The sequence below is a fragment of the Amycolatopsis sp. YIM 10 genome, assembly GCF_009429145.1.
GTDB lineage: Bacteria > Actinomycetota > Actinomycetes > Mycobacteriales > Pseudonocardiaceae > Amycolatopsis.
The window spans coordinates 1,636,127-1,655,774 of sequence record NZ_CP045480.1; the positions used below are offsets into that span (position 1 = coordinate 1,636,127).

At 70.8% G+C, this 19,648-nt stretch carries 19 protein-coding genes; 9 read left to right on the forward strand and 10 right to left on the reverse strand.

The window, feature by feature from the left end; translation table 11 throughout:
• Positions 1-41: 41 nt before the first annotated feature.
• Positions 42-701 (forward strand): lytic polysaccharide monooxygenase, encoded by a 660-nt coding sequence (locus YIM_RS08100; RefSeq protein ID WP_153029738.1) that lies wholly within the window; start codon positions 42-44, stop codon positions 699-701.
• A gap of 99 nt (positions 702-800) precedes the next feature.
• On the opposite strand, the gene YIM_RS08105 is transcribed toward YIM_RS08100, so the two are convergent.
• From YIM_RS08105 to YIM_RS08120, 4 genes are all read right to left on the reverse strand, one after another.
• On the reverse strand, positions 801-1,427 hold the full coding sequence (locus YIM_RS08105; RefSeq protein WP_153029739.1) for a hypothetical protein: 627 nt from the start codon (positions 1,425-1,427) through the stop codon (positions 801-803).
• Between the two features lie 67 nt (positions 1,428-1,494).
• The gene (locus YIM_RS08110; RefSeq protein ID WP_153029740.1) at positions 1,495-1,923 is read right to left on the reverse strand and encodes a hypothetical protein; all 429 of its coding nucleotides are present in this window, start codon (positions 1,921-1,923) and stop codon (positions 1,495-1,497) included.
• Between the two features lie 86 nt (positions 1,924-2,009).
• Positions 2,010-3,494, reverse strand: a complete 1,485-nt coding sequence (locus YIM_RS08115) for an alpha/beta hydrolase (protein WP_153029741.1) — start codon at positions 3,492-3,494, stop codon at positions 2,010-2,012.
• 39 nt (positions 3,495-3,533) lie between these two features.
• Entirely contained in the window at positions 3,534-4,763 is a 1,230-nt protein-coding gene (locus YIM_RS08120; RefSeq protein WP_153029742.1) for a cytochrome P450, read from the reverse strand.
• A gap of 140 nt (positions 4,764-4,903) precedes the next feature.
• Between YIM_RS08120 and YIM_RS08125 the strand changes: the two genes are divergently transcribed.
• Positions 4,904-5,812 carry an ATP-binding cassette domain-containing protein gene (locus YIM_RS08125; protein ID WP_153029743.1) on the forward strand — a complete coding sequence of 303 codons (909 nt, stop codon included), beginning with the start codon at positions 4,904-4,906 and terminating at the stop codon, positions 5,810-5,812.
• Here YIM_RS08125 and YIM_RS08130 read toward each other — a convergent pair.
• Entirely contained in the window at positions 5,796-8,921 is a 3,126-nt protein-coding gene (locus YIM_RS08130) for a BTAD domain-containing putative transcriptional regulator (RefSeq protein WP_153029744.1), read from the reverse strand. The two genes, YIM_RS08125 and YIM_RS08130, sit on opposite strands and share 17 nt — an antisense overlap.
• A gap of 51 nt (positions 8,922-8,972) precedes the next feature.
• Here YIM_RS08130 and YIM_RS08135 point away from each other — a divergent pair, with 51 nt between their 5' ends.
• The 3 genes from YIM_RS08135 (at position 8,973) to YIM_RS08145 (ending at position 11,676) form a co-directional block, all read left to right on the forward strand.
• On the forward strand, positions 8,973-10,151 hold the full coding sequence (locus YIM_RS08135) for a macrolide family glycosyltransferase (RefSeq protein ID WP_370468967.1): 1,179 nt from the start codon (positions 8,973-8,975) through the stop codon (positions 10,149-10,151).
• A 51-nt stretch (positions 10,152-10,202) separates the two neighbouring features.
• Entirely contained in the window at positions 10,203-11,063 is an 861-nt protein-coding gene (locus YIM_RS08140; RefSeq protein ID WP_153029745.1) for an endonuclease/exonuclease/phosphatase family protein, read from the forward strand.
• Between the two features lie 73 nt (positions 11,064-11,136).
• Entirely contained in the window at positions 11,137-11,676 is a 540-nt protein-coding gene (locus tag YIM_RS08145; protein WP_153029746.1) for a putative immunity protein, read from the forward strand.
• Here the strand turns inward: YIM_RS08145 and YIM_RS08150 are convergent.
• The gene (locus YIM_RS08150; protein ID WP_228004619.1) at positions 11,662-12,501 is read right to left on the reverse strand and encodes an AraC family transcriptional regulator; all 840 of its coding nucleotides are present in this window, start codon (positions 12,499-12,501) and stop codon (positions 11,662-11,664) included. The genes YIM_RS08145 and YIM_RS08150 overlap by 15 nt on opposite strands.
• A gap of 66 nt (positions 12,502-12,567) precedes the next feature.
• Between YIM_RS08150 and YIM_RS08155 the strand changes: the two genes are divergently transcribed.
• The 3 genes from YIM_RS08155 (at position 12,568) to YIM_RS08165 (ending at position 14,971) form a co-directional block, all read left to right on the forward strand.
• The gene (locus tag YIM_RS08155) at positions 12,568-13,512 is read left to right on the forward strand and encodes a DMT family transporter (RefSeq protein WP_153029747.1); all 945 of its coding nucleotides are present in this window, start codon (positions 12,568-12,570) and stop codon (positions 13,510-13,512) included.
• A gap of 99 nt (positions 13,513-13,611) precedes the next feature.
• Positions 13,612-14,169: a snapalysin family zinc-dependent metalloprotease gene (locus tag YIM_RS08160; RefSeq protein ID WP_153029748.1), complete on the forward strand. Its 558-nt coding sequence runs from the start codon at positions 13,612-13,614 to the stop codon at positions 14,167-14,169.
• Positions 14,170-14,371: 202 nt separating this feature from the next.
• Positions 14,372-14,971 (forward strand): TetR family transcriptional regulator, encoded by a 600-nt coding sequence (locus tag YIM_RS08165; protein WP_153029749.1) that lies wholly within the window; start codon positions 14,372-14,374, stop codon positions 14,969-14,971.
• Positions 14,972-14,973: 2 nt separating this feature from the next.
• On the opposite strand, the gene YIM_RS08170 is transcribed toward YIM_RS08165, so the two are convergent.
• Genes YIM_RS08170 through YIM_RS08185 form a run of 4 tightly spaced genes read right to left on the reverse strand, consistent with a single transcriptional unit; the run spans position 14,974 to position 18,702 of the window.
• The gene (locus YIM_RS08170) at positions 14,974-15,612 is read right to left on the reverse strand and encodes an NUDIX hydrolase (protein ID WP_153029750.1); all 639 of its coding nucleotides are present in this window, start codon (positions 15,610-15,612) and stop codon (positions 14,974-14,976) included.
• Positions 15,609-16,742 (reverse strand): adenylosuccinate synthetase, encoded by a 1,134-nt coding sequence (locus YIM_RS08175; RefSeq protein WP_153029751.1) that lies wholly within the window; start codon positions 16,740-16,742, stop codon positions 15,609-15,611. The genes YIM_RS08170 and YIM_RS08175 overlap by 4 nt, the downstream gene beginning before the upstream one ends.
• The gene (locus tag YIM_RS08180) at positions 16,739-17,713 is read right to left on the reverse strand and encodes a hypothetical protein (protein WP_153029752.1); all 975 of its coding nucleotides are present in this window, start codon (positions 17,711-17,713) and stop codon (positions 16,739-16,741) included. Before YIM_RS08180 ends, YIM_RS08175 begins: the two co-directional genes overlap by 4 nt.
• Before the next feature lie 2 nt (positions 17,714-17,715).
• Positions 17,716-18,702 carry an adenylate cyclase gene (locus YIM_RS08185; RefSeq protein WP_153029753.1) on the reverse strand — a complete coding sequence of 329 codons (987 nt, stop codon included), beginning with the start codon at positions 18,700-18,702 and terminating at the stop codon, positions 17,716-17,718.
• A 117-nt stretch (positions 18,703-18,819) separates the two neighbouring features.
• Between YIM_RS08185 and YIM_RS49045 the strand changes: the two genes are divergently transcribed.
• Entirely contained in the window at positions 18,820-19,644 is an 825-nt protein-coding gene (locus YIM_RS49045) for a TIGR03086 family metal-binding protein (RefSeq protein WP_228004620.1), read from the forward strand.
• Positions 19,645-19,648: the final 4 nt, after the last annotated feature.

Genomic DNA, 19,648 nt, shown 5'->3' on the forward strand with positions numbered 1-19,648 from the left:
GGATCACCACCCCGCTTATCCCCGAGAATGGAGGCCCAACCATGCGTATGCGCAGCACCTCCGGGTCCACTAACAGACGGCGGAGCTTTCTCACGCTGATCATCGCCACGCTGGTCGGACTGTTCGTCTGGGTCCCGACGGCCTCGGCGCACGGCACCATCGTCGGTCCCGCCACCCGCGCCTACCAGTGCTGGCAGGACTGGGGCAGCCAGCACACGAACCCGGCCATGCAGCAGCAGGATCCCATGTGCTACCAGGCCTACCAGGCCAACGCCGACACCATGTGGAACTGGATGAGCGCGCTGCGGGACGGGCTCGGCGGCCAGTTCCAGGCCAAGACGCCCGACGGGCAGCTCTGCAGCAACGCCCTCACGCGCAACAACTCCCTGAACACCCCCGGGCCGTGGAAGGCCACCAACGTCGGCAGCAGCTTCCAGATGCACCTGTACGACCAGGCCAGCCACGGGGCCGACTTCATCCGGGTCTACGTCAGCAAGCAGGGGTTCAACCCGGCCACCCAGACCCTGGGCTGGGGCAACCTCGACCTCATCACGCAGACCGGGAAGTACCCGCCGGCCAAGGACATCAAGTTCAACGTCCAGACCTCCGGTTACACCGGGAACCACATCGTGTTCACCATCTGGCAGGCCTCGCACCTCGACCAGGCCTACATGTGGTGCAGCAGCGTCAACTTCGGCTGATCCACACCGGCCTTGACACCCGAGACCCCCGCGGCGGGAGGGGTCTCGGGTGCGCTCTTCGCGCTCAGGCGGCCATCGGGCGGACTCGCGGGACGATGCCTAGGCGGGCTGGACGGCGTCGAAGAACGGTTTCGCCGCCGCTTCCACCGTCGCCCGGCACTCCTCCATCGACGAGCCCGGCCCCATGGCGTCGAACGCGCCGATGCCGAGCACCGCGTTGCCGTCGCGGATGTGGAGTTCGCATTGCACGCCGGGCCGGACGGCCCCGATCGGCGTCACCGCGCTCCACCTGGCTTCTTCGCCGATTCCGATCGTCGAATGCTCGCCACCGCTCTCGGCGAAAGTGGCGAATTCCTTGCGCGCGCCATCGGCACCCGAGGCGCGGCTGCTCCCGGCGAAAACGATGAAATCCAGATAGACGGCGCGTGGGTCCTCGATGTCGGTGAGACTGCACGACCAGCCGTATTTCGGGGTCACCCCGGCGGGCAGTTCCATCGGCCTGCCCGCCGGCAGACCGGGCACGCGCTGCGCGACCGAAGCACACGCGGGCACCTTGTCCGCCGCGTATTTCTCCGGTGCGGCGTTGGTTTCGCTCCTGCCGAACACAAAAAAAGCGCCGACGCCGATTCCGGCGAACACCAGTACCGAGGCCGCCACGATCGCGATGATCAGGCCCGTGCTGGTCTTCTTCGGCGGCGCGTACCGCGGTTGTCCCCCTGGCTGCATCGGCCGAACCTACCGGCTGCCCCGGGCGCCCGCCGTTCGGCGTCCCGGGGCAGCTCTCGGCCGCGACTCAGCAGGTCAGCGTGATCTCGGCGCTCTTGCCGCCGTTGTAGCTGACGGCGTTGGTGTCCCAGCCGAACGTGTCGGTGTAGTAGGTGTGCGTACCACTGCCCGTGCAGACAAAACCGATCGTGTAGGTGGTCCGGAACGCGCCCTGCTGCCAGAACTTGTGCTCCGACACGACGTTTCCGTCCTGGTACAGCCGCACATTGCTCTCGGCTGCCTCCTGCGGGCCGAGCGCGCAGTCCCACAGGGCCGAGCCCGCGATCTGGTTGCCCACGACCGACGGCGTGTTGGGGCTGAAGACGCTGCAGCCACCGAGCACGCCCACCTCACCGGACGGAGCCGCGGCGGACGCGGGCGCACCGGCCACCGCGGTCAGTCCCAGTGCGACACCGGCGAACAGTGCGGCCTTGGTCGTTTTCGACGTTTTCGACATGGAATCATCTCCCCGACTTGATCATTTGCCTGTGCGGCCGCACTCTGCGTCACCGGTGTTGCGTCGTTATGGCGAATTCGATGTTTTCACTGGTCAGCGGCGCAACGCTGGTCTTCCGGCATCTTCCCGTCGACAAGGAAGCTCGTGGTCACGTTCAGCGCGCAGGCGTTCGTGCCGAGCACGTAACCGCCGTGCCCGCTGCCGTCGATGCTCAGCAACCGCGACCGGTTCTCGAACTTCTCCCGCATGATCTGCCCGCCGAGGAGCGGGGTGGACGCGTCGCGCTCGTTCTGCACGATCAGCACGTTCAGCGGCCCGTCGTCGTTGACCGCCACCGGCGGCTCGGCCGGTTCGTGCGGCCAGAAGGCGCAGGGCGTGATGTTGGCCATGGCCGCCCCGTAGAGCGGGTACCTTTCACGGTCCTCCGCCACGCCGCGCCGGTAGGTCTCGACGTCCTCGGGCCAGTCGACGTCGTTGCAGGTCACCGAAAGGAACACCGACTGGAAGTTGTCGGCCGGGTGCGGCTGGTCGGCGGGCGGCGGGGGCGTGGGCGCCGGGACGGCATGGCGCACCGACTGCCAGGTGCTCGCCGTCTTCCCGTACGACGCCTCATTGAAGAGGCCGCCGAAGGTGGTCAGCCGGAACAGGGAGCCGTCGAGCCCGTTCACCGGTTGCTTGTCGAGCTTCCCGGCGATTTCGAAGTAGGTCTCGCGCACTTCTTCCGGGGTGCGGCCCAGACCGTACGCCTCGTGCCGCTCCGCCACCCACTTCGCGAAGTCCGGAAAGGTCTCCTCCGTGCCCAGCCCGTACCGGCGCAGGCCATCGCGGTCGAGGAAGGGGGCGCCGATGTTGCTGTCGAGCACCACCCGGTCCGCGCGGTCCGGGAACATCGAGGCGTAGGCGGCCCCCAGCCCCGAACCGTAGGAGTAGCCGAGGTAGCTGGCCTTCTCTTCACCGAGTGCGGCCCGGGTGCGGTCCAGGTCGCGGGCGGTGTTCGCGGTGGTCAGGTGGCGCAGCCTGCCGTCCTTGTCGTTCTTCGCGCACTGCTCGGCCACCCCCTTGGCCACCTCCGCCTGCCTGAGCACGGCCGCGTCGTCGACCGGGTACGGCGGGAGGTTGCCCTGGTAGGGGCCCGCGGCGGTGAAACCGCAGCTCACCCGCGACGAGTGCCCGACGCCGCGGGTGTCCATGCCGATCAGGTCGTAGCTGTCGGTGACGCCGGAGGGCAGGCCCCTGGACAGCAGCAGCGTGGACAGCGTCAGCCCGGACCCCCCGGGACCGCCCGGGTTGAGCAGCAGCACGCCACGCCGTTTCTCCGGATTCGTACTGGCGTGCTTGGAAAGCATCAGGTCGATCTGGGTGCCTTCGGGATCGGCGTAGTCCAGCGGCACCTGGATGGTGGCGCACTCCAGCGGGTACGGCGCGGCCGCGGCCACGACGTCCTCCGGGCACGGGCCCCATTCCGCCGGCTTCGCGGACTCGGTGGCCATGGCGGGCGCGGCCAGCGAAGCGCTGAGCCCGACCACGGCCACCAAGGCCAGATTCCGGCCCGCGCGACGTTTTCGGTTCATGTCCATCTCCGAACCCCACCCCGTGCCCCTGGGGCAGGGTCAAGCGGAGCGCGTCCAGGTGACCGGCAACTCGTGGACACCGTAGATCCGCATGTTGGTCCGCAGCTTCACGTCCTTGGCGGGAATGGCCAGTTCCAGGTCGGGGAAGCGGCGCAGCAGCCCGGCGAACCCGGCGCGCATCTCGATGCGGGCCAGTTGCTGGCCGAGGCACTGGTGGATGCCGTGGCCGAAGGACAGGTGGCCGCGGGCCGAGCGGTGGACGTCGAGCGCGTCGGGGTTCTCGAAGCGGTTCGGGTCGCGGTTGGCGGCCAGAGTGGACACGACCACGGTCGAGCCCTCGGGAATGGTCTCCCCGCCCAGTTCGAGGTCCTCGGTGGCGTATCGGTAGATCGCGCCGATGTCCACAACGGACAGATAGCGCATGAGTTCCTCGACGGCGCCGGGCATCAGGTCCGGGTTCGCCCGCAGTTCGGCGAGCTGGTCGGGGTGCTCCAGCAGTGCGAAAGTGCCCAGCCCGAGCATGTTCGCGGTGGTCTCGTGCCCGGCGAGCAGCAGCAGGAACGCGATGCCGACCAGTTCCTCGATGCTCAGGTCCTCCTGGCGGGCCAGGTCGGACAGGATGTCCTCGTCCGGTGCGGCGCGCTTCCGCATGACCAGTTCGGCCAGGAAGCCGTTCAGCTGCCCGATGGCGTCCATCTTCTCTTCGAACGGCAGGCTGGTGTCCAGGAAGCGGCTCGAGTTGACCTGGAAGTTGTCGCGGTCGGAGTAGGGCACGCCGAGCAGTTCGCAGATCACCAGCGAGGGCACCGGCAGCGCGAACTCCTTGACCAGGTCGACCGGCGGGGTCAGCCGGGCCAGCTCGTCCAGTTGCCGCTCGGTGATCTCGGCGATGCGCTCCTCCAGTTCCTTCATCCGCTTGACGGTGAACGCGCCGGTGAGCTTGCGGCGCAGCCGCGTGTGGTCCGGCGGGTCCATCGCGATGAAGATGCCGGGCGCCTGGGGTGACGGCTCGGTGGTCGCGGGCATGCCGGGGATCTCGAACGGCTCGTGGAGCGGGCCGATGTCCTGCCGTGAGCTGAACCGGGTGTCCGCCAGCAGCTGCCGGGCCGCGTCGTAACCGGTGACCAGCCAGCCTTCGTGCCCGTCGGGAAAGATCATCGGGCTGACCGGGCGGGCCTCGCGCCGCCGGGTGATTTCGCTCGCCGGTGCGAAGGGCCCCGCATCGCGCTCCGTCGGGACACCGTGCGGGATGGAAGCCGTGTCGGTCATCGGATTTCCTCTCGTGGTGGGTTGCTGGAGCCACGATCACCGAGCGCGCGGACACCGGGCTGACACCGCGCTGACACGGCGTCCGGCCAGGTCAGCGCCGGTGGCGGGTGGGTGTCAGGGCTGGCGCCGAGGGTGCTCCCATGACAACTTCGGCGATCGCGGTTTCCGGACTGCGGAAGGTCTACCGGGACGAGGTCGTGCTCGGCGGCATCGACCTGGACGTTCCGGCCGGCACGGTCTTCGCCCTGCTCGGCCCGACCGGATCGGGCCGGACGACCACGGTGGACGTGCTGACCACAGTGGTGCGGCCGGACGGCGGCACGGCCAGGGTGGCCGGGCACGACCTCGTGACCGAGGCGGGCGCGGTGCGCGCGGCGATCGGCGTCACCGGCCGGTTCACAGCCGTGGACGAGCGGCGGACCGGCCAGGAGAACCTCCAGCTGACGGCGGACCTCAAGGGCGGGCCGGACCTGCTGGAGCGGTTGGACCTGGCAGGAGTGGCGAAGAAGCCGGTGTCGACCTACTCCGGGGGCATGCGCCGGAAGCTGGACCTGGCGATGGCGCTGGCCGGCAAGCCGCGCATTCTCTTCATGGACGAGCCGACGGCGGGACTGGACCCGCGCGGCCGCCACACCACGTGGGCGCTCGTCCGCGAACTGGTGGCCGACGGGATGACCGTTTTCCTCACCACCCAGCACCTCGACGAAGCCGAGCAACTCGCCGATCGGATCGCCGTGCTCGACCACGGCCGACTGGTCGCCGAGGGCACTCCCGGTGAACTCAAGCGCGGCCTTCCCGGACCGCACATCCGGCTCCGGTTCGCCACTGCCGCCCAATTCGGCGCGGGCGCGCGGATCTTTCCCGAGTCCACAAAGGACAGTGAAGCGCTGGCCCTGCGGGTGCCCGGCGACGGCGGCCCGCACGCGGTGCGGAACGTGCTCGACCGGCTCGACGAGTACGCGGTCAGCGCCGAGGAGCTTTCCGTGCACACTCCTGACCTCGAGGAGGTTTTTCTCGCACTGACGCCTGAACTCAGGAAGCCAGCGTGACCGCGACCAGCTGCTCCAAGTCCATCTTCGCGCCTTCACCGGCCACCTGCTCGAACCGCGCTTCGCCGAGTTGGTTCCGCGCGGCGTCCTCGATCCGGGGCAGGTCCGGGTGGGACCGGTCCCGCAGTCCGCGCACGGCGGCGCTCGCCCCGAGCAGCCGTGCCGCCTGCTCGTACTGCTCGCGGCGCAGTGCCAGCTCCGCGATGCCGATGAGCACCTGCGCGATCATCGGCGGGTACGTCCCCGCGGTCGCCACCTGCCAGGCCACCGCACGGTGTTCCCTGGCCTCGTCCAGCCCCTCGGCGAGGTAGCCCAGCAGGTCGTGCGTCCCCGCACGGACGTTCTCCGCCTTGTCGCCGAGCAAGGTCGTCGCGGCCTCGAGCTGCCGGTGTGCCTCTTCGGCTTCACCCCGCCACCGGGCGAGTTCGGCCTTCGACATGGCCAGCTCCACCAGCGCCTCCGGCCAGGTGACCCGTTCCGCGCGTCGTTCCGCCTCGGCGATGGCGGTCGCGCTGGCCTCCTTGTCGCCCAGCAGCCAGTACATCTGCGCCAGCCGCGACCGGATCCGGATGGTGTCCTCGATGGCACCGGCCTCGGTCACGACCGCGATCGCCTCCTCGAGGTAAGCGCACGCATCGGCGAACTCCCCGCGCGTGGCGGCACGATCCGCCAACTCGGTCAGTGCGAACGACATTCCCCACCGTTCGCCGAGTGCCCGGAACTCGGCGAGCGCCGTTTCGAGGTAGGCGTCCGCCTCCCGCCCGGCGTGGCCGAGCATGATCCGGGTCCGGCCGAGGTGCAGCCTGCCGAGCGCGCGTACCCAGGGGTCCTCGTCGTCCAGCAGCGGTTCCCACGCGGCCAGTGGCGAGGCCGGTTCCCGCAACAGGTGTTCCATCGGCACGACCAGCCCCACCGCCGGGTGACGGCGCTGAACCCGTTGACTGAGTTCGTAGACCTGGTGGGCCCATTCCTCCGCCTGGCGCTCGCCCGCCCCGCGCCCGGCGCTCGCGAAGCCCGCGATGAACGCGTACACGGTGGCACGGAACTCGTCGTCCACTTCGCCGGTCGTTTCCGCGGCCGCGGTGACCAGCTCGGTCATTTCCGTCTTGTGCCCGCTGAGCCACCAGTACCAGCCGGCAGCGGCCGCGAGCCGCATCGCCGCCTGCGCGTCGCCCGCGGCGAGCGCACCGCGCATCGCGGAGCTGATGTTGTCGTGCTCGGCGTCGAGCGTGGCGAGCCAGGTCAGCTGCTCGGCGCGCCGAAGCAGGGGGTCCGCGGTCTCGGCGAGTTCGGTGAAGTAGGCGAGGTGCGCGAGGCGCGCCAGTTCGGTCTGCCCCGCTTCGGCGAGGCGGTCGGCGGCGTACTCCTTGATCGTGCCGAGCATCCGGTAGCGCGGTGCGCTGTCGCCTTCGGCCACCAGCAGCGACTTCTCGGTCAGCGCGGTGAGCAGGTCGAGCACGTCTTCCGGGGCGACGACATCGCTGGAACAGACCCGTTCGGCGGCTTCCAGGCTCGCCCCGCCCGAGAACACCGAGAGCCGGCACAGGACCACACGCTCGGCCTCGCTCAGCAGCTCCCAGCTCCAGTCGACCATCGCGCGCAGCGTCCGGTGCCGCGGCAACGCGGTGCGGCTACCGCCGGTCAGCAGGCGGAACCGGTCGTCGAGCCGGTTGGCGAGCTGGTCGATGGACATGGTGCGCAACCGGGCCGCGGCCAGCTCGATCGCCAGCGGCATCCCGTCCAGTGCCCGGCAGACGCGCTCCATCGTGGCCAGCGTGCTCGCGTCGGCGGCGAGGTCCTTGCGCACCGCGCTCGCCCGGTCCCGCAGCAACCGGACGGCGGGGGAGGCCTCGATCTCGGCCGGACCGGCGTGCCGGTCCGGCAGGGCCAGCGGCACCACCTGCCACAGCGCCTCACCGGTGATGCCGAGCGGTTCCCGGCTCGTGGCCAGTATCCGCAGCCGGCGGCACTCCCCGAGCAGCCGGTGGGCGAGCGCCGCCGCGGCCTCGATCACGTGCTCGCAGTTGTCCAGCACCAGCAGCGCCTCGCGGTCGCGGATGGCGGCGATGAGCCGGTCCACCGGCTCCATGGCCGGTGCGTCGCCGTGCAGGGGATCGCGGAGACCGAACCCGGCGAGCGTCGCCTGCGCCACGTCACCGTCCGCGCCGATGGCCGCCAGCTCCACCAGCCAGGCACCGTCCGGCAGGTCGTCGAGCAGCGTGCGCGCGGCTTCCGTGGCCAGCCTGGTCTTTCCCGATCCGCCGGGACCGATCAGCGTGGTGAGCCGGTGTTCGGCGACGAGTTCGCGAACCGTGGCGACGTCGGATTCCTTGCCGACGAAGGAGGTCAGCTCGGCACGCAGGTTGGTCTTCCGGGTTTCCTCCCGGCGGCCCAGCTCTCCCCGCAGCAGCGCGACGTGGACCGCGGCCAGCTCCGGTGACGGGTCGACGCCGAGGGTGTCGGCCAGCGCTTCCCGCGTGCGCTGGTACACGAGCAGCGCCTCGGTGTCGCGCCCGGTGGCGACCAGCGCGCGCATCAACGCGGCGACGAGCCGCTCGCGCACCGGATGCGCGGCCACCAGATCGGTCAGCTCGGTGACCAGCTCGGCACCGCGGCCGCGGCCGACCTCCGCGTCGAACCGGTCCTCCAGTGCGCTCAGGCGCAGCCCGTCGAGCCGGGTGACCGCCGCCTCGAAGGCTTCGCTGTCCTGCAAGCCGACGTCCTGCATGGCCGCGCCGCGCCACAGGTCGAGCGCCTCGCGCAGCAGCCGTGGGTCCCCGCTGTCGCGGGCCTGGCCGAGGAGGCGCTCGAACCGCACGGCGTCGACGGCGTCCGGTGCCACCACCAGCCGGTAGCCGTGGGGCTGCCCGTCGACCGTGCCTTCCGGCAGCACCTTCCGCAGCCGGGAAACCAGGCGCTGCAAGGCGTTCGCCGCGTCGGACGGCGGGCGCTCGCCCCAGATCCAGTCGATCAGCCGTGCCTTGGGCACCACCTGTCCGGGTTCCAGCGCGAGGGCGATCAACAACCCCCGCAACCGGGCGCCGGGGACGTCGGCGAAGCTGTTGTCGCCCGTCCGCACCTCGAACGGTCCCAGCATCGCGATCTGCACGCCGCCGATCCTGCCATGACCACGGGGTGTGCCTGTTGTCAGCGACCTGGAGTGAGTGATCCGCCCGTGTCCCACATCGCGATGGTGGGCATTCCCGCCGTCAGCCACGTCCTGCCCGGCCTCGAGATCATCCGCGAGCTGGTGGCGCGCGGCCACCGGGTGACCTACGCGAACGACCCGGCGGTCGCCGGGCTGATCGAGCCGACCGGCGCGGAACTGGTGCACTGCACCTCCGTGCTGCCGGTGGCCGACAACAACTGGCCCGACGACCCCATCGCCGCGATGGGCCTGTTCCTCGACAACGCCGTGCAGGCGTTGCCGCGGTTGCGTGCGGCCTACGACGACGACCCGGCGGACCTGTACCTGTACGACATCGGCGCCTACGCCGGGCGCGCACTCGCCGAAATCCAGGGGAGGACGGTGTTGCAGCTGTCTCCGACCTTTGTCGCCTGGGAAGGCTACGAGCAGGATGTCGCGGCTCAGCTGAAGCAACTGCCCGGCGCCGACGAGCACTACGCGAAGTTCGCCCGCTGGCTCGCGGACTGCGGGGCGTCCACCACCGACGTCGACGCGTTCTCCGGGCCTCCCGGGCGGGCGCTGGCGTTGATCACCCGGGCGATGCAGCCGAACGCGGACCGGGTCGACACCGACGTCGTGACCTTCGTCGGCCCCTGCTTCGACGCACGCGCGGAGGTGGAGAAGTGGACGCGTCCGGCGGGGGCGGACAAGATCCTGCTGATCTCGCTGGGCTCGGCGTACACCCGTCAGCCGGAGTTCTACCGCCAGTGCTTGGCCGCCTTCGGTGACCTGCCGGACTGGCACGTCGTGCTCCAGATCGGCAAGTACGTCGATCCGGCCGAACTCGGGGACGTCCCGGCCAACGTCGAGGTGCACTCGTGGGTCCCGCAGCGGGCGATCCTGGCGGAGGCCGACGCCTTCGTCACGCACGCGGGCATGGGCGGCTGCGGTGAGGGACTGCTGGCCGGCGTGCCGATGATCGCCGTGCCACAGGGTGCCGAACAGTTCATGAACGCCGACCGGCTGGTGGCACTGGGCGTGGCCCGCCGCATCGACACCGCGGAAGCCACCGCCTCGGTCCTGCGGACAGCCCTCGAGGACCTGGTCACCGACGAGGCGGTGGCGCGCCGCTCGGCCCGGCTGCGTGCCGAGGCCCTCGCCGAGGGTGGGACCGCGCGGGCCGCCGACCTCGTCGAAGAGATGCTGGCCTGACCGACGAACGAGGGTGGACATTCACCGGATCCACCGGTACCACAAGAACTCGTGACCACATATGCGCGGCGCGTGTCCGGCAGCCTGCTCGCCTTCCTGTTGCTCGCGGTGCTGGGCACCGCGGGGCCCGCGTCCGGCGCGGCCAATCTCACCGTGATGAGCTTCAACATCTGGCACCAGGGATCGCACGGCGGGATCGGCGTGGTGGTGGACCGGATCCGCGCGTCGGGCGCGAACGTGGTGGCGTTGTCCGAGACCGGCGGCGGGGCCACCGAAGCGATCGCGGACGCGCTGGGCTGGCAGCACACCGAGCCGGGCTGGGACATCGACGTGATCAGCGCGCTGCCCATCGAGGACACCGACTGGAAGTCCTGGAGCGACACCGGTGCGCGGGCGATCGCCGCCAAGATCGCCGGGGTGTGGGTCTACTCGATCCACCTCGACTACACCAAGTACGGCCCGTACAACGCGTGCTTCGACAGGGACAGCGTCAGCACGATCCTCGCCGACGAGTCGAACCGCCGTCGTCAGGCCGAGCAGATCGCCGAGTGGACCGGCAGCAGCCCCGGCATCGTCGCCGGTGACCTCAACAGCCCGTCCCACCAGGATTGGACCGCGGCCGCCGCGGCGTCGCACTGCGGGTACACAGTGGACTGGCCGACCACCAGGGCGTTCACCGACCGCGGCTTCACCGACTCGTTCCGCCGGTTGCGGCCGGACCCGGTGGCCGAGCCGGGCAACACCTGGTCGCCGGTGGTCAAGGACAACGAAGGCAGGCCGGAACCGCAGGACCGGATCGACTACGTCTTCTACCGCGGCGGTTCGATCACGCCCACCGGCACCCGGACCTTCGGCGGTGGTGACGGCTGGCCGTCGGACCACCTCGCCGTGGTCTCCAGCTTCACGGTTTGAGGCTTTCCCGCGCAGTACCGGGACCTTCGCTGGAAAAGTCTCCACCGAGGTTTCAGCGATACAGTTCAAGGGCATGGAGATCGAACTCAGCAAGGCCGAGCTGCGTGAGGTCACGCGCTTCGCGGTGGCCTGCGCGGAGCCCGCGTTGCCCGTCTTCGAAAGCGTGCGTCCCGACGACCGGCGCCCGCGCGAGGCGGTCGATTCCGCGCGGGCGTTCGCGGAAGGAGCCGAGCGGACGAAGGCGATCCGCGACTGCGCGTGGGCGGCACACCGCGCGTACCAGGAGACGCGTGATGCCGGACAGCTCGCGGCGAGCGATGCCGCCCGCGCCGCCGTCGCCACGGCCAGCGCGGCTTTCCTGCACCCGCTGGCAAAAGCCACGCAGGTACTGCACATCCTCGGCTCCGCCGCGCACACCGCCCGAGCCCTCGAACTGGCCGCCGACGATCCCCGCGTCGGCGACGAATACCTTGACACCGCAAGGAAAATGGCCACTCCGACCTTGGTCGGCGTGCTGTCGCGGTATCCAGCCGCGCCCAGCGGTCGCGGCCGAGCGGGCGAACTGGCGCGAAGCCTCGACGCGGCTTTGCGGAAGTCGTCAGCCGATCGGTGACCCGGCGCGGCGGAAGGCGCCAGGGGTCACGCCGTACACGCGCTGGAACCAGCGGCTCAGGTGCGCCTGGTCGGCGAAGCCGGTGGCCGACGCGGCATCGGCGGGCGTGGCACCGGAGCGGAGCAGGGAACGCGCGTGCCGCAAGCGAAGTTGCCGTTGGTAGGCGCTGGGTGCGAAGCCGAATTCCGCGTGGAACGCGCGGTACAGCGCGAATCGGCTGCAGCCCGCGGCTTCGGCCAGTTCCGTCGCCGGGATCGGGGCCGGGTACCGCTCGTCCAGCAGCGCCCTGGCGCGGTGGGCCGCCTGGTGGTGGGCGCGGTCGGTCGGGGTCCGTGGCCGCGCCGGGGGAGTGGCGGCGCCGCGGCGGGCCATGGCGGTGACCGCGGCGGTCAGGCGCTCGTCGCGCACCAGCGGGTCCGCGTTGCCCGCCAGCGCGGCGTGCAGCCGGGCGAGCGCGCCGGCCAGCGCCGCGTCGTCCAGCACCGGGCGCGGGAACAGTGGCAGGGCACCTGGCCGCCCGGTGGCGTCGGTGATCACCTCGCGGACCACGGACGGGCCGAGGTGCACGATGCGGTACTGGTAGCCCGACTCGGCGGCGGCCCGGCCGTCGTGCACCTCGTCCGGGTTGAACGCCATCACCATGCCCGCCCCGCTGGTGTGCGCGCCGCCCCGGCAGCTGAACCGCTGGGCGCCGACGTCGGTGATGCCGAACGAGTAGGTGTCGTGGCTGTGCGGCGGGTAGACGTGGTCGAAGAAGTGGGCGTGCATCGCCTCCACCGGGCGGTCACCGTCCCGCCAGTACCGCACCCATCCACCGGCCGCCATGATCGCATTATCGGCCGCGCACGAGCGTTCAAGACCCGGGGGTGCGGCGGCTGCGATGGTCGGTCCATGCCGAGGAGCAGCCCTTATCTCCTGCTGTCGATCACCATGGTGCTGTGGGGCACCGCCTTCTCCAGTTCCAAGTCCGTGGTCGGGCAGGTGCCGCACTCCGTGGCCGCCCTGCTCCGCTTCGGCGGGGCCGCGCTGGCGCTGCTGGTGGCGCTGAAGCTGTTCGGCGGCCGCCCAGCGAAGTCCCGGACCGGCTGGCGGGCCCCGGCGGCCGGAATTTTGGGCGTTTTCGCCTACAACGGGTTCTTTTTCTGGGGTCTTTCGCTCGCGCCTTCCCTGGACGCGGGCATTCTCATCCCCGTGATGAGCCCGGTGCTCACCAGTCTGTTCCTGCTGGTCACCCGCCGCGAACGGGCGTCGACGCTGCGATTGGCGGGACTCGCGCTGGGGCTGGCCGGTGCCGTGGTGTTCTTCTTCGGCGCCGGTGGCGACGTGGGCGGGCACCCTTCGCGGCTCGCCGGGGACGCGTTGTTCCTGCTCAGCGCGGCCTGCTGGGCGGCGTACACGCTGATCGGGCCCCGCGTGCTGGCCGACGTCGACCCGTTGCGCGCCACCACCTACGCCACCTGCGCGGGAGCTGTGCTGCTCGGCCTGCTCGCCGTGCCCGATTTGCCCGGAGTGGTGTGGTCGGAGCTGCCGCCGAGCCTCTGGCTGCACGTGCTCTACCTGGCGGTCGGCGGCTCGGCCGTGGCGAACCTCCTGTACTACCGGGGTGTCGGCGCCGTGGGGCCAGCTTCCGCTTCGCTGATGATGTTCGCCGTTCCGGTGGTCAATGCCGTGTGCGGCTTCGTTTTCCTCGGCGAATCCCTGGGTGCCGTGCAGGCTGTCGGCGCGCTGGTGCTGCTGTCCGGTGCCGTGCTCGCCGCGGTGCACGGACGCCTGGCCCGGCGGCCGGTGGTCGCTGCCTCCACAGTGGACACAGTGGACACTGCGGACGATCGCTGACCTTCTGACGACGATTTACCGACTATCGGCCGTGGTAAGGCATTCACCCACGATGATAGTTCTCGGAGGGACAGGTTCTCGATCCAGCAAGGAGAGACCATGCTGCTCCGCCGTTCCGTGCAAGTCTTCACCGCCGCGGTGGCACTTTCGGTACCGCTGATCGCCGCCCCGGCCGCGCTGGCCGAGGACGTCCGGCCGGCCGCGGTCACCATCACCTACGACGACAGCCAGGCCAGCGAGTACACCGAGGCCATCACCGCCGGTATCGCGGTCTGGAACGAACACCTGGAGAACGTGCAGATCGACAAGGTGGAGGCGGGCGGGAAGGCGGACGTCACGTTCGTCGCCGACCCGGGCTGGCCGCGGGCCGAGCTGGGCCCGGCCATGCCGGGGGACGACCTCACCATCTGGTTCGGCAAGGAAGCCGTCGACGACGGGTACAACCTGACCCGGATCGCCTCCCACGAGTTCGGGCACAGCCTCGGCCTGCCCGACGTGAAGCCGGGCCCGTGCTCGAGCCTGATGTCCGGCAGCACCGGCGGGGTGGACTGCGACAACGCGGTGCCCAACGCCGAGGAGATCGCCGCGGCCGAGGAGAACTACGCCGGTGGGCTCAAGCCCGCCGACCGCGAGGCCGAGGTCGTGGTGGTCGGCTGAAGTCCGTTGTGGACGAATGAGCAAGGAGCGCGGCGCGGGACCCGGTGCGGTCCCGCGCCGCGCTCGCTTGGCCGTGGTTCGTACCCCCAGTACGAACCGGCCCCCCTCGGACCCTGATTCTATGTCAGCCGACATAGAATCAGATGGCGGGCACAGGCGCTAGCCTGTGGCGCGAATGGTCAGCCAGGTCACGAGGAGCACGATGCCCAGCCGCCGCGCGGAGACCAGCCAGGAGAGCCGGAGGCTGCTGATCGAGGCGGCCGCGACCGCCTTCGCGAACCGGGGCTACCGGCAGACCACGGTGGCCGACATCGCCGATCTCGCCGGCATCAGCCGCGGCTCCATCCCGTGGCACTTCGGCAACAAGGAGGGGCTGCTGCTCGCGGTGGTGGAGCACGCGTTCGACCTGGTCGCCCGCAACACCGCCGAACCGCGGCGACCCGGCCCGGACGGGCTGCGCGACCTGACCGACCAGAGCGCGGCGTTCGTGCGGCAGCCGATCACCAAGCTGATGATCAGCCTGCTCGGCGATGCGATGGACCAGGAGTCGCCGGTGCACGACCGCTACGTGGAGCTGCACCGCGCGATGCGGGCCCACATCGCGGCCTGGGCGGAGCAGCCGTACGAGGGCTACCGGCTGCCCGACGGCGTCACCCCCGAAGACATCGGACTGGTGGTGCTCGGCGCCACGATGGGCATCCACCAGCAGTGGCGGCTGGCCCCGGACCGGGTCGACCTCGACCGCGCCTTCGACACCCTCCGCCGCCTGCTCCTGGCGTCGTTCCAGCGCCAGGAGCCCTGACATCAACCGGCGGACAGCTGGTCCCACCGCCACAGTGAAGGGGGCCGCCCGCCCTTGGGCAGGGCGGCCGCGTGCTCGGCCGTCCGCCGCAGGCCGGGGACGCGTTCCATGGTCCGGCCGAGATTGGCCGGGTACGGGCGTTCCCCGGTCAGCGCCTCGGTCGCGTCCAGCGCCTGCGCCGTGGTGAACCCGTTCCCCATCAGCCCCGCGGTGAACTCGACGTTGCGCCACAACCGGTCCGCGAGCAGCGGACGGCAGTCCGCCACGATCCGGTTGTGGTCGAAGGCCAGCGGGGGCACCGAATCCAGCGGGCACCACCGGACGCCATCGCCAGGAGACGTGGCGGTCGCCCACAACGCGATGGACAGGGTCGGGCCGCGCGGGTCGCGGGACGGTTCGTCGAAGGTGGTCAGCTGGCCCGTGCCGGACAGCGCCTCCGACGGCAGGCCCAGCTTGGTGACCACCGCCCTCGTCCCCGCCTCCCGCAACCGTTCCCCGAGCCCGAGCAGCACCCCGGGCAGCGCGAGTTCGCCCTGGAACGGTTCGGCTGCCCGCGGCGCGACCCCCAGCAGCACGGTCCGCTCGCCGGGGTCGAACCGCACGACCAGCACATCCACGGACACCGGCGTCGACTCGATCACACACCGATTGTGACCGGCGTCCGGTAGTCCGCGCGGTCCGGCCCGTACCCGGTGACCGCGACCGGCAGCCGGGTGCCGAACCAGGCCAGCGGGTCGTCCAGTTCGACGGCGGGTGTGCCGTGTTCGAGCACCACACGCGGCCGGTCGGCGTCGAGATGGGTCACCGCGAGCGCGTCGACGCCGTCGCAGGCCGCGATCGCGTAGTCCAGCAGCGTCGCGTCGAGATGCCCCGCGCGCCAAGCGCCCTGGTACTTCCCGGTGCCGTTGTGGCGTTCGGGGAATCGGGCGAGCACGGCCGGATCCTCGGTCGGGAACGGCCCCGCGCCGTGCCGCGTGTGGTAGGTCCGCACGACGCCCAGCACGGTGTGCGGGCGACCGGCCAGCAGTTCACGTGCGTTGTGCGGGGTGGTGGTCGACCAGGTCGTGTGCGGGTGGAACCCGTGGTGCTCGTCGAGGAGAACCCCCTGCGCTCCCTCGAAAACCACCCGGCCGCGGTCGGCCAGCCGCGCGGTCTCGCCGCTGTCCGTGGTGCGCACGGCGTCGGCGAAATCGCGGTACAGCGACACCAGTTCGTCCACGCTGTGCGGTGGCGTGGCGAGTGGCGCGTAGAACCGGGCGAGCGCGTCGAGCTTGCGCCGCAGCACGGACGGCCGCGCGCAGTCGGCGACAGTGGGCGCGTCAACCGGTTCTCGCAGCGAGTACCAGACGGTCTCGCCGATGCCCTTCCCGCACGAGCCGTGCCGCTGATCCCCGCGTGCGTCCTCGCGGGCCCGGTTGGCATAGATGTGGAACGGCGTGGTGAGCAGCGCCCGGCCGTCAACGCTCAGCAGCGTGAACGGGTCGCGCACCCCGGCGGCTTCGAGCTGCCTCGCTTCGGTGGCCAGCGCGAACGGCTCGACCAGGACGAACCGCGAGAGGTGGGTGGGCACCCCGGCGAAGGTGCCCGCCCCGAACTGGCTGAACGTGTGGTGCCGCCCCTCGGCGACCACGTTGTGCGCGGCCTGCGCGCCGCCGTTGAACCGGATGACCGCGGTGGTGGGCCGGGCGGCGCACAGTGCGTCGACCACGGCCCCCTTGCCCTCGTCGCCGAACCCGAGCCCGACCACCACCACGTGCCCGTCGAGATTCACCGCAGCACCACGTCGTCGGGGCCACCGGCGTCCGGCACCGCCGAGGTGACCACCGAGCGCGCGCCCAGCCTGGTCAGCGCCTTGCCGACCGCCTCGCCCTCGGCGGCCGAGCCGACGTCGGCGAGATCGGCCAGCGCCTGGTCGACGTCGACCACCTGTTCCTCCAGCCCGATGGTGGCCGCGATCAGCTCGCACACCGCGCCCGGATCGTCGAGCTTGAGGAAGTTCTGGCCGAGCAGTCCGCTCCAGTGCTCACCGATCTCCGGGTCGTTGAAGTACGACGACTGGTTGGGCAGCACGTAGTAGACGTGCCACTTGCGCGCCAGTTCCCGGTACACCGACGCGGGATCGATGTCCTGGTGCACGTCGTCGCCGATGATCCGGCGCACGTGCTTCGCCCGCAGCGAGGGCTTGTTCAGCTCGTCGCCGATGATGAACAGGTAGCCCTTGCGGCCGCGCTTCTGCCACGCGTCGGTGACCACGTGCCGCGCCATGAAGTAGGCGGCCAGCTCGTACGACTCGCTCTTCTGCCCGCCGCCACCGCCTTCGAGAAAGATGGTGCGCAGCTGCTCGTCCATCCGGTTGTCCGACTCGAACTGCCCGACCTGCAACGGAACCCGGTCGCTGTCAGCGTCCCCGATGGCGCCGAAGAGCACCTGCGGATCGGCCAGGTAACCGCGCCGCTTGACCAGCCCGTGCAGCTTGCCGAGCTTGCCCTGCATGATCCGCGGCACGCGGCGCATCGAGCCGGTGACGTCGAACAACACGGCGATCGGCGTCGAGTCGTCGTGGTCGGCCGAATCGCGGCACTCCCGGATGACGTTCTTCGGGTCGAGCGCGGGTGCGACCTTCCATTCGCGCGCCGGCCGTCCGCGAAGGTCGGCGGTGTAGCCGAAATCGTCCTGGCCCTTGGCCGCGCGGAAGGTTTTCGCGGCGGCGTAGGCGTTGTCGTCCCAGTGTCCGTATCCCATGGTCAGGCTCCTGTCTCGGGAATGGTGAAGGGTCTGAAGGTGCGCGGGCCGTACAGCTCGCCGAGCAGTTCGTCGTACTCGTCGAGCAGGTCGGCGGCGTCGGGCCGCTGTGCCGGGGCGTCCTGGGTGCACCAGGTGGCGAACGTGCGCTGCCGGTTTTCGCCCGGTGCCAGCAGGTCCGCCATCATCGTGTGGAGCATGTGCACGTCGGTGGCGGCGGTCACCGGTTGTCCTTTGTGGACTTCCGGCGGGTAGTCGGCGGAGTTGTCCACCGCCACGGGGAGTTCGCCGTCGCCGACGGCGAACGACCAGCCGACGAGCACGATCCCGTGTTGTTCCGGGTGGACCAGCACGTTGTCCGGGGTGATGTGCCCGTGGACGACACCCGCGCGGTGCGCGCCCGCCACGGCACGCAGCAGGCGGCGGTGCATCCAGGCGTAGTCACGCCCGTCGAGGCCGCCGGGAAAGGCCTTCCGGATGTCGGCGAGCGTGGTGAACCCGTCGATGAGCGGGTCGAGCACGGTGAACGCGCGATCGCCGCGGGCCACCGGGCCCGAGGTGTCGATCAGGCGCGGGTAGTACGGCCGCAGCCAGCGGTGCCGCTCGGTCAGGTCGTCGAGCGCGCGCAACGCGGTCCACTCGGCGTGGAGCAGCGGGTTGAGCGCCGGGTCGCGGACGAGCTTGACCAGGTGCGGGCCGGTGGTGCGGTAGGTGGTGGCGATGCTGCCGATCGCGTGCGGCCCGGTCAGGGTGTAGCTCGAGGTCGCCGTGGTGACCGTTTGGCGCCGGGGTCGTTTCCAGTCGTCGTAGAGGCGGTTGAGCGTGGCGGCGGCCCGGTGGGCGCGTTCGTCGCCGGGGTTCCGGTCGGGGTGGAGCGCGGTCGCCAGCTCGCGGTAACGGCGTCGCGCGACCGCGGGATCGGCGTCGAACAACGCGGTGGCGTTGTCCGCCTTCTCGATCATCGCGATGGCGTCGTCCCTGGTGAGCATAGTTTGAGTCTATAAGACTCTTACCTCGGATGGCAAGCGGTGTCCGGTCGGCGGGGTCGGCTCCGACGTCTCGGGTGCGGCGGCGCACCCTGGCGTCGCGAAGGTGGAAGGAACCGGATGAAATATTTGCTCTTGGTGTACGGCACGCAGCGGGACCTCGACGAGAAGCCCGACGCGACGGCCTTCCTGGACGAGTTCAACCGCGAGTTGCGCGAGTCCGGGGAGTTCGTCGAGGCGCAGGGGCTCGACCAGCCCGCGCGGGCCCGGCGGATCGAGCGCGCGAACGGGGTGCCGGTGGTGACGGACGGGCCGTTCGCCGAGACCCAGGAGGTGCTGGCCGGGTACTGGCTGGTCGAGTGCGCCGGACTCGAACGGGCCACGGAGATCGCGGTGCGCCTCGGCGGCACGGTCGACGTGCGGGCGCTCGACTGCGCCGCCGAACTCGACCTGGCCCCCGCCTGCCTGGCGATGGCCGAACTGATCATGGGCACCGCCGACGACCAGCTCGCGCTGCCGACCCCGTGTGCCGACTACACCGTGGCCGACCTCATCGAGCACCTCGACGGCGTGACGGGCGGGAGCGCCGGGATGGAAAGCGGCTGGCGCGTCCGTCTGGCCAGGCAGCTCACCGCGCTCCGGCGGACGTGGAGAGATCCGGCGGCGTGGGTGGGAACGGGCCGGCTGGACCTGCCGAACCGGACGTGGGGCCGGATCGTGCTGACCGAGCTGGTCGTGCACGGCTGGGACCTGGCCGTGGCCACCGGGCAGCCGTTCGACCCGGCCGCCGGGATCTTGCGCGCCTGCTACGACCACGTGGCCGAGTTCGTGCCCCGGGCACCGTTGCCGGAGTTGTGGGGACCGCCCGTCGAGGTGCCCGCCGGCGCCGCGCTGCTCGACCGGATCGTGGCTGTCACCGGCCGGAGCCCGGACTGGGGGCGGTGAGCGC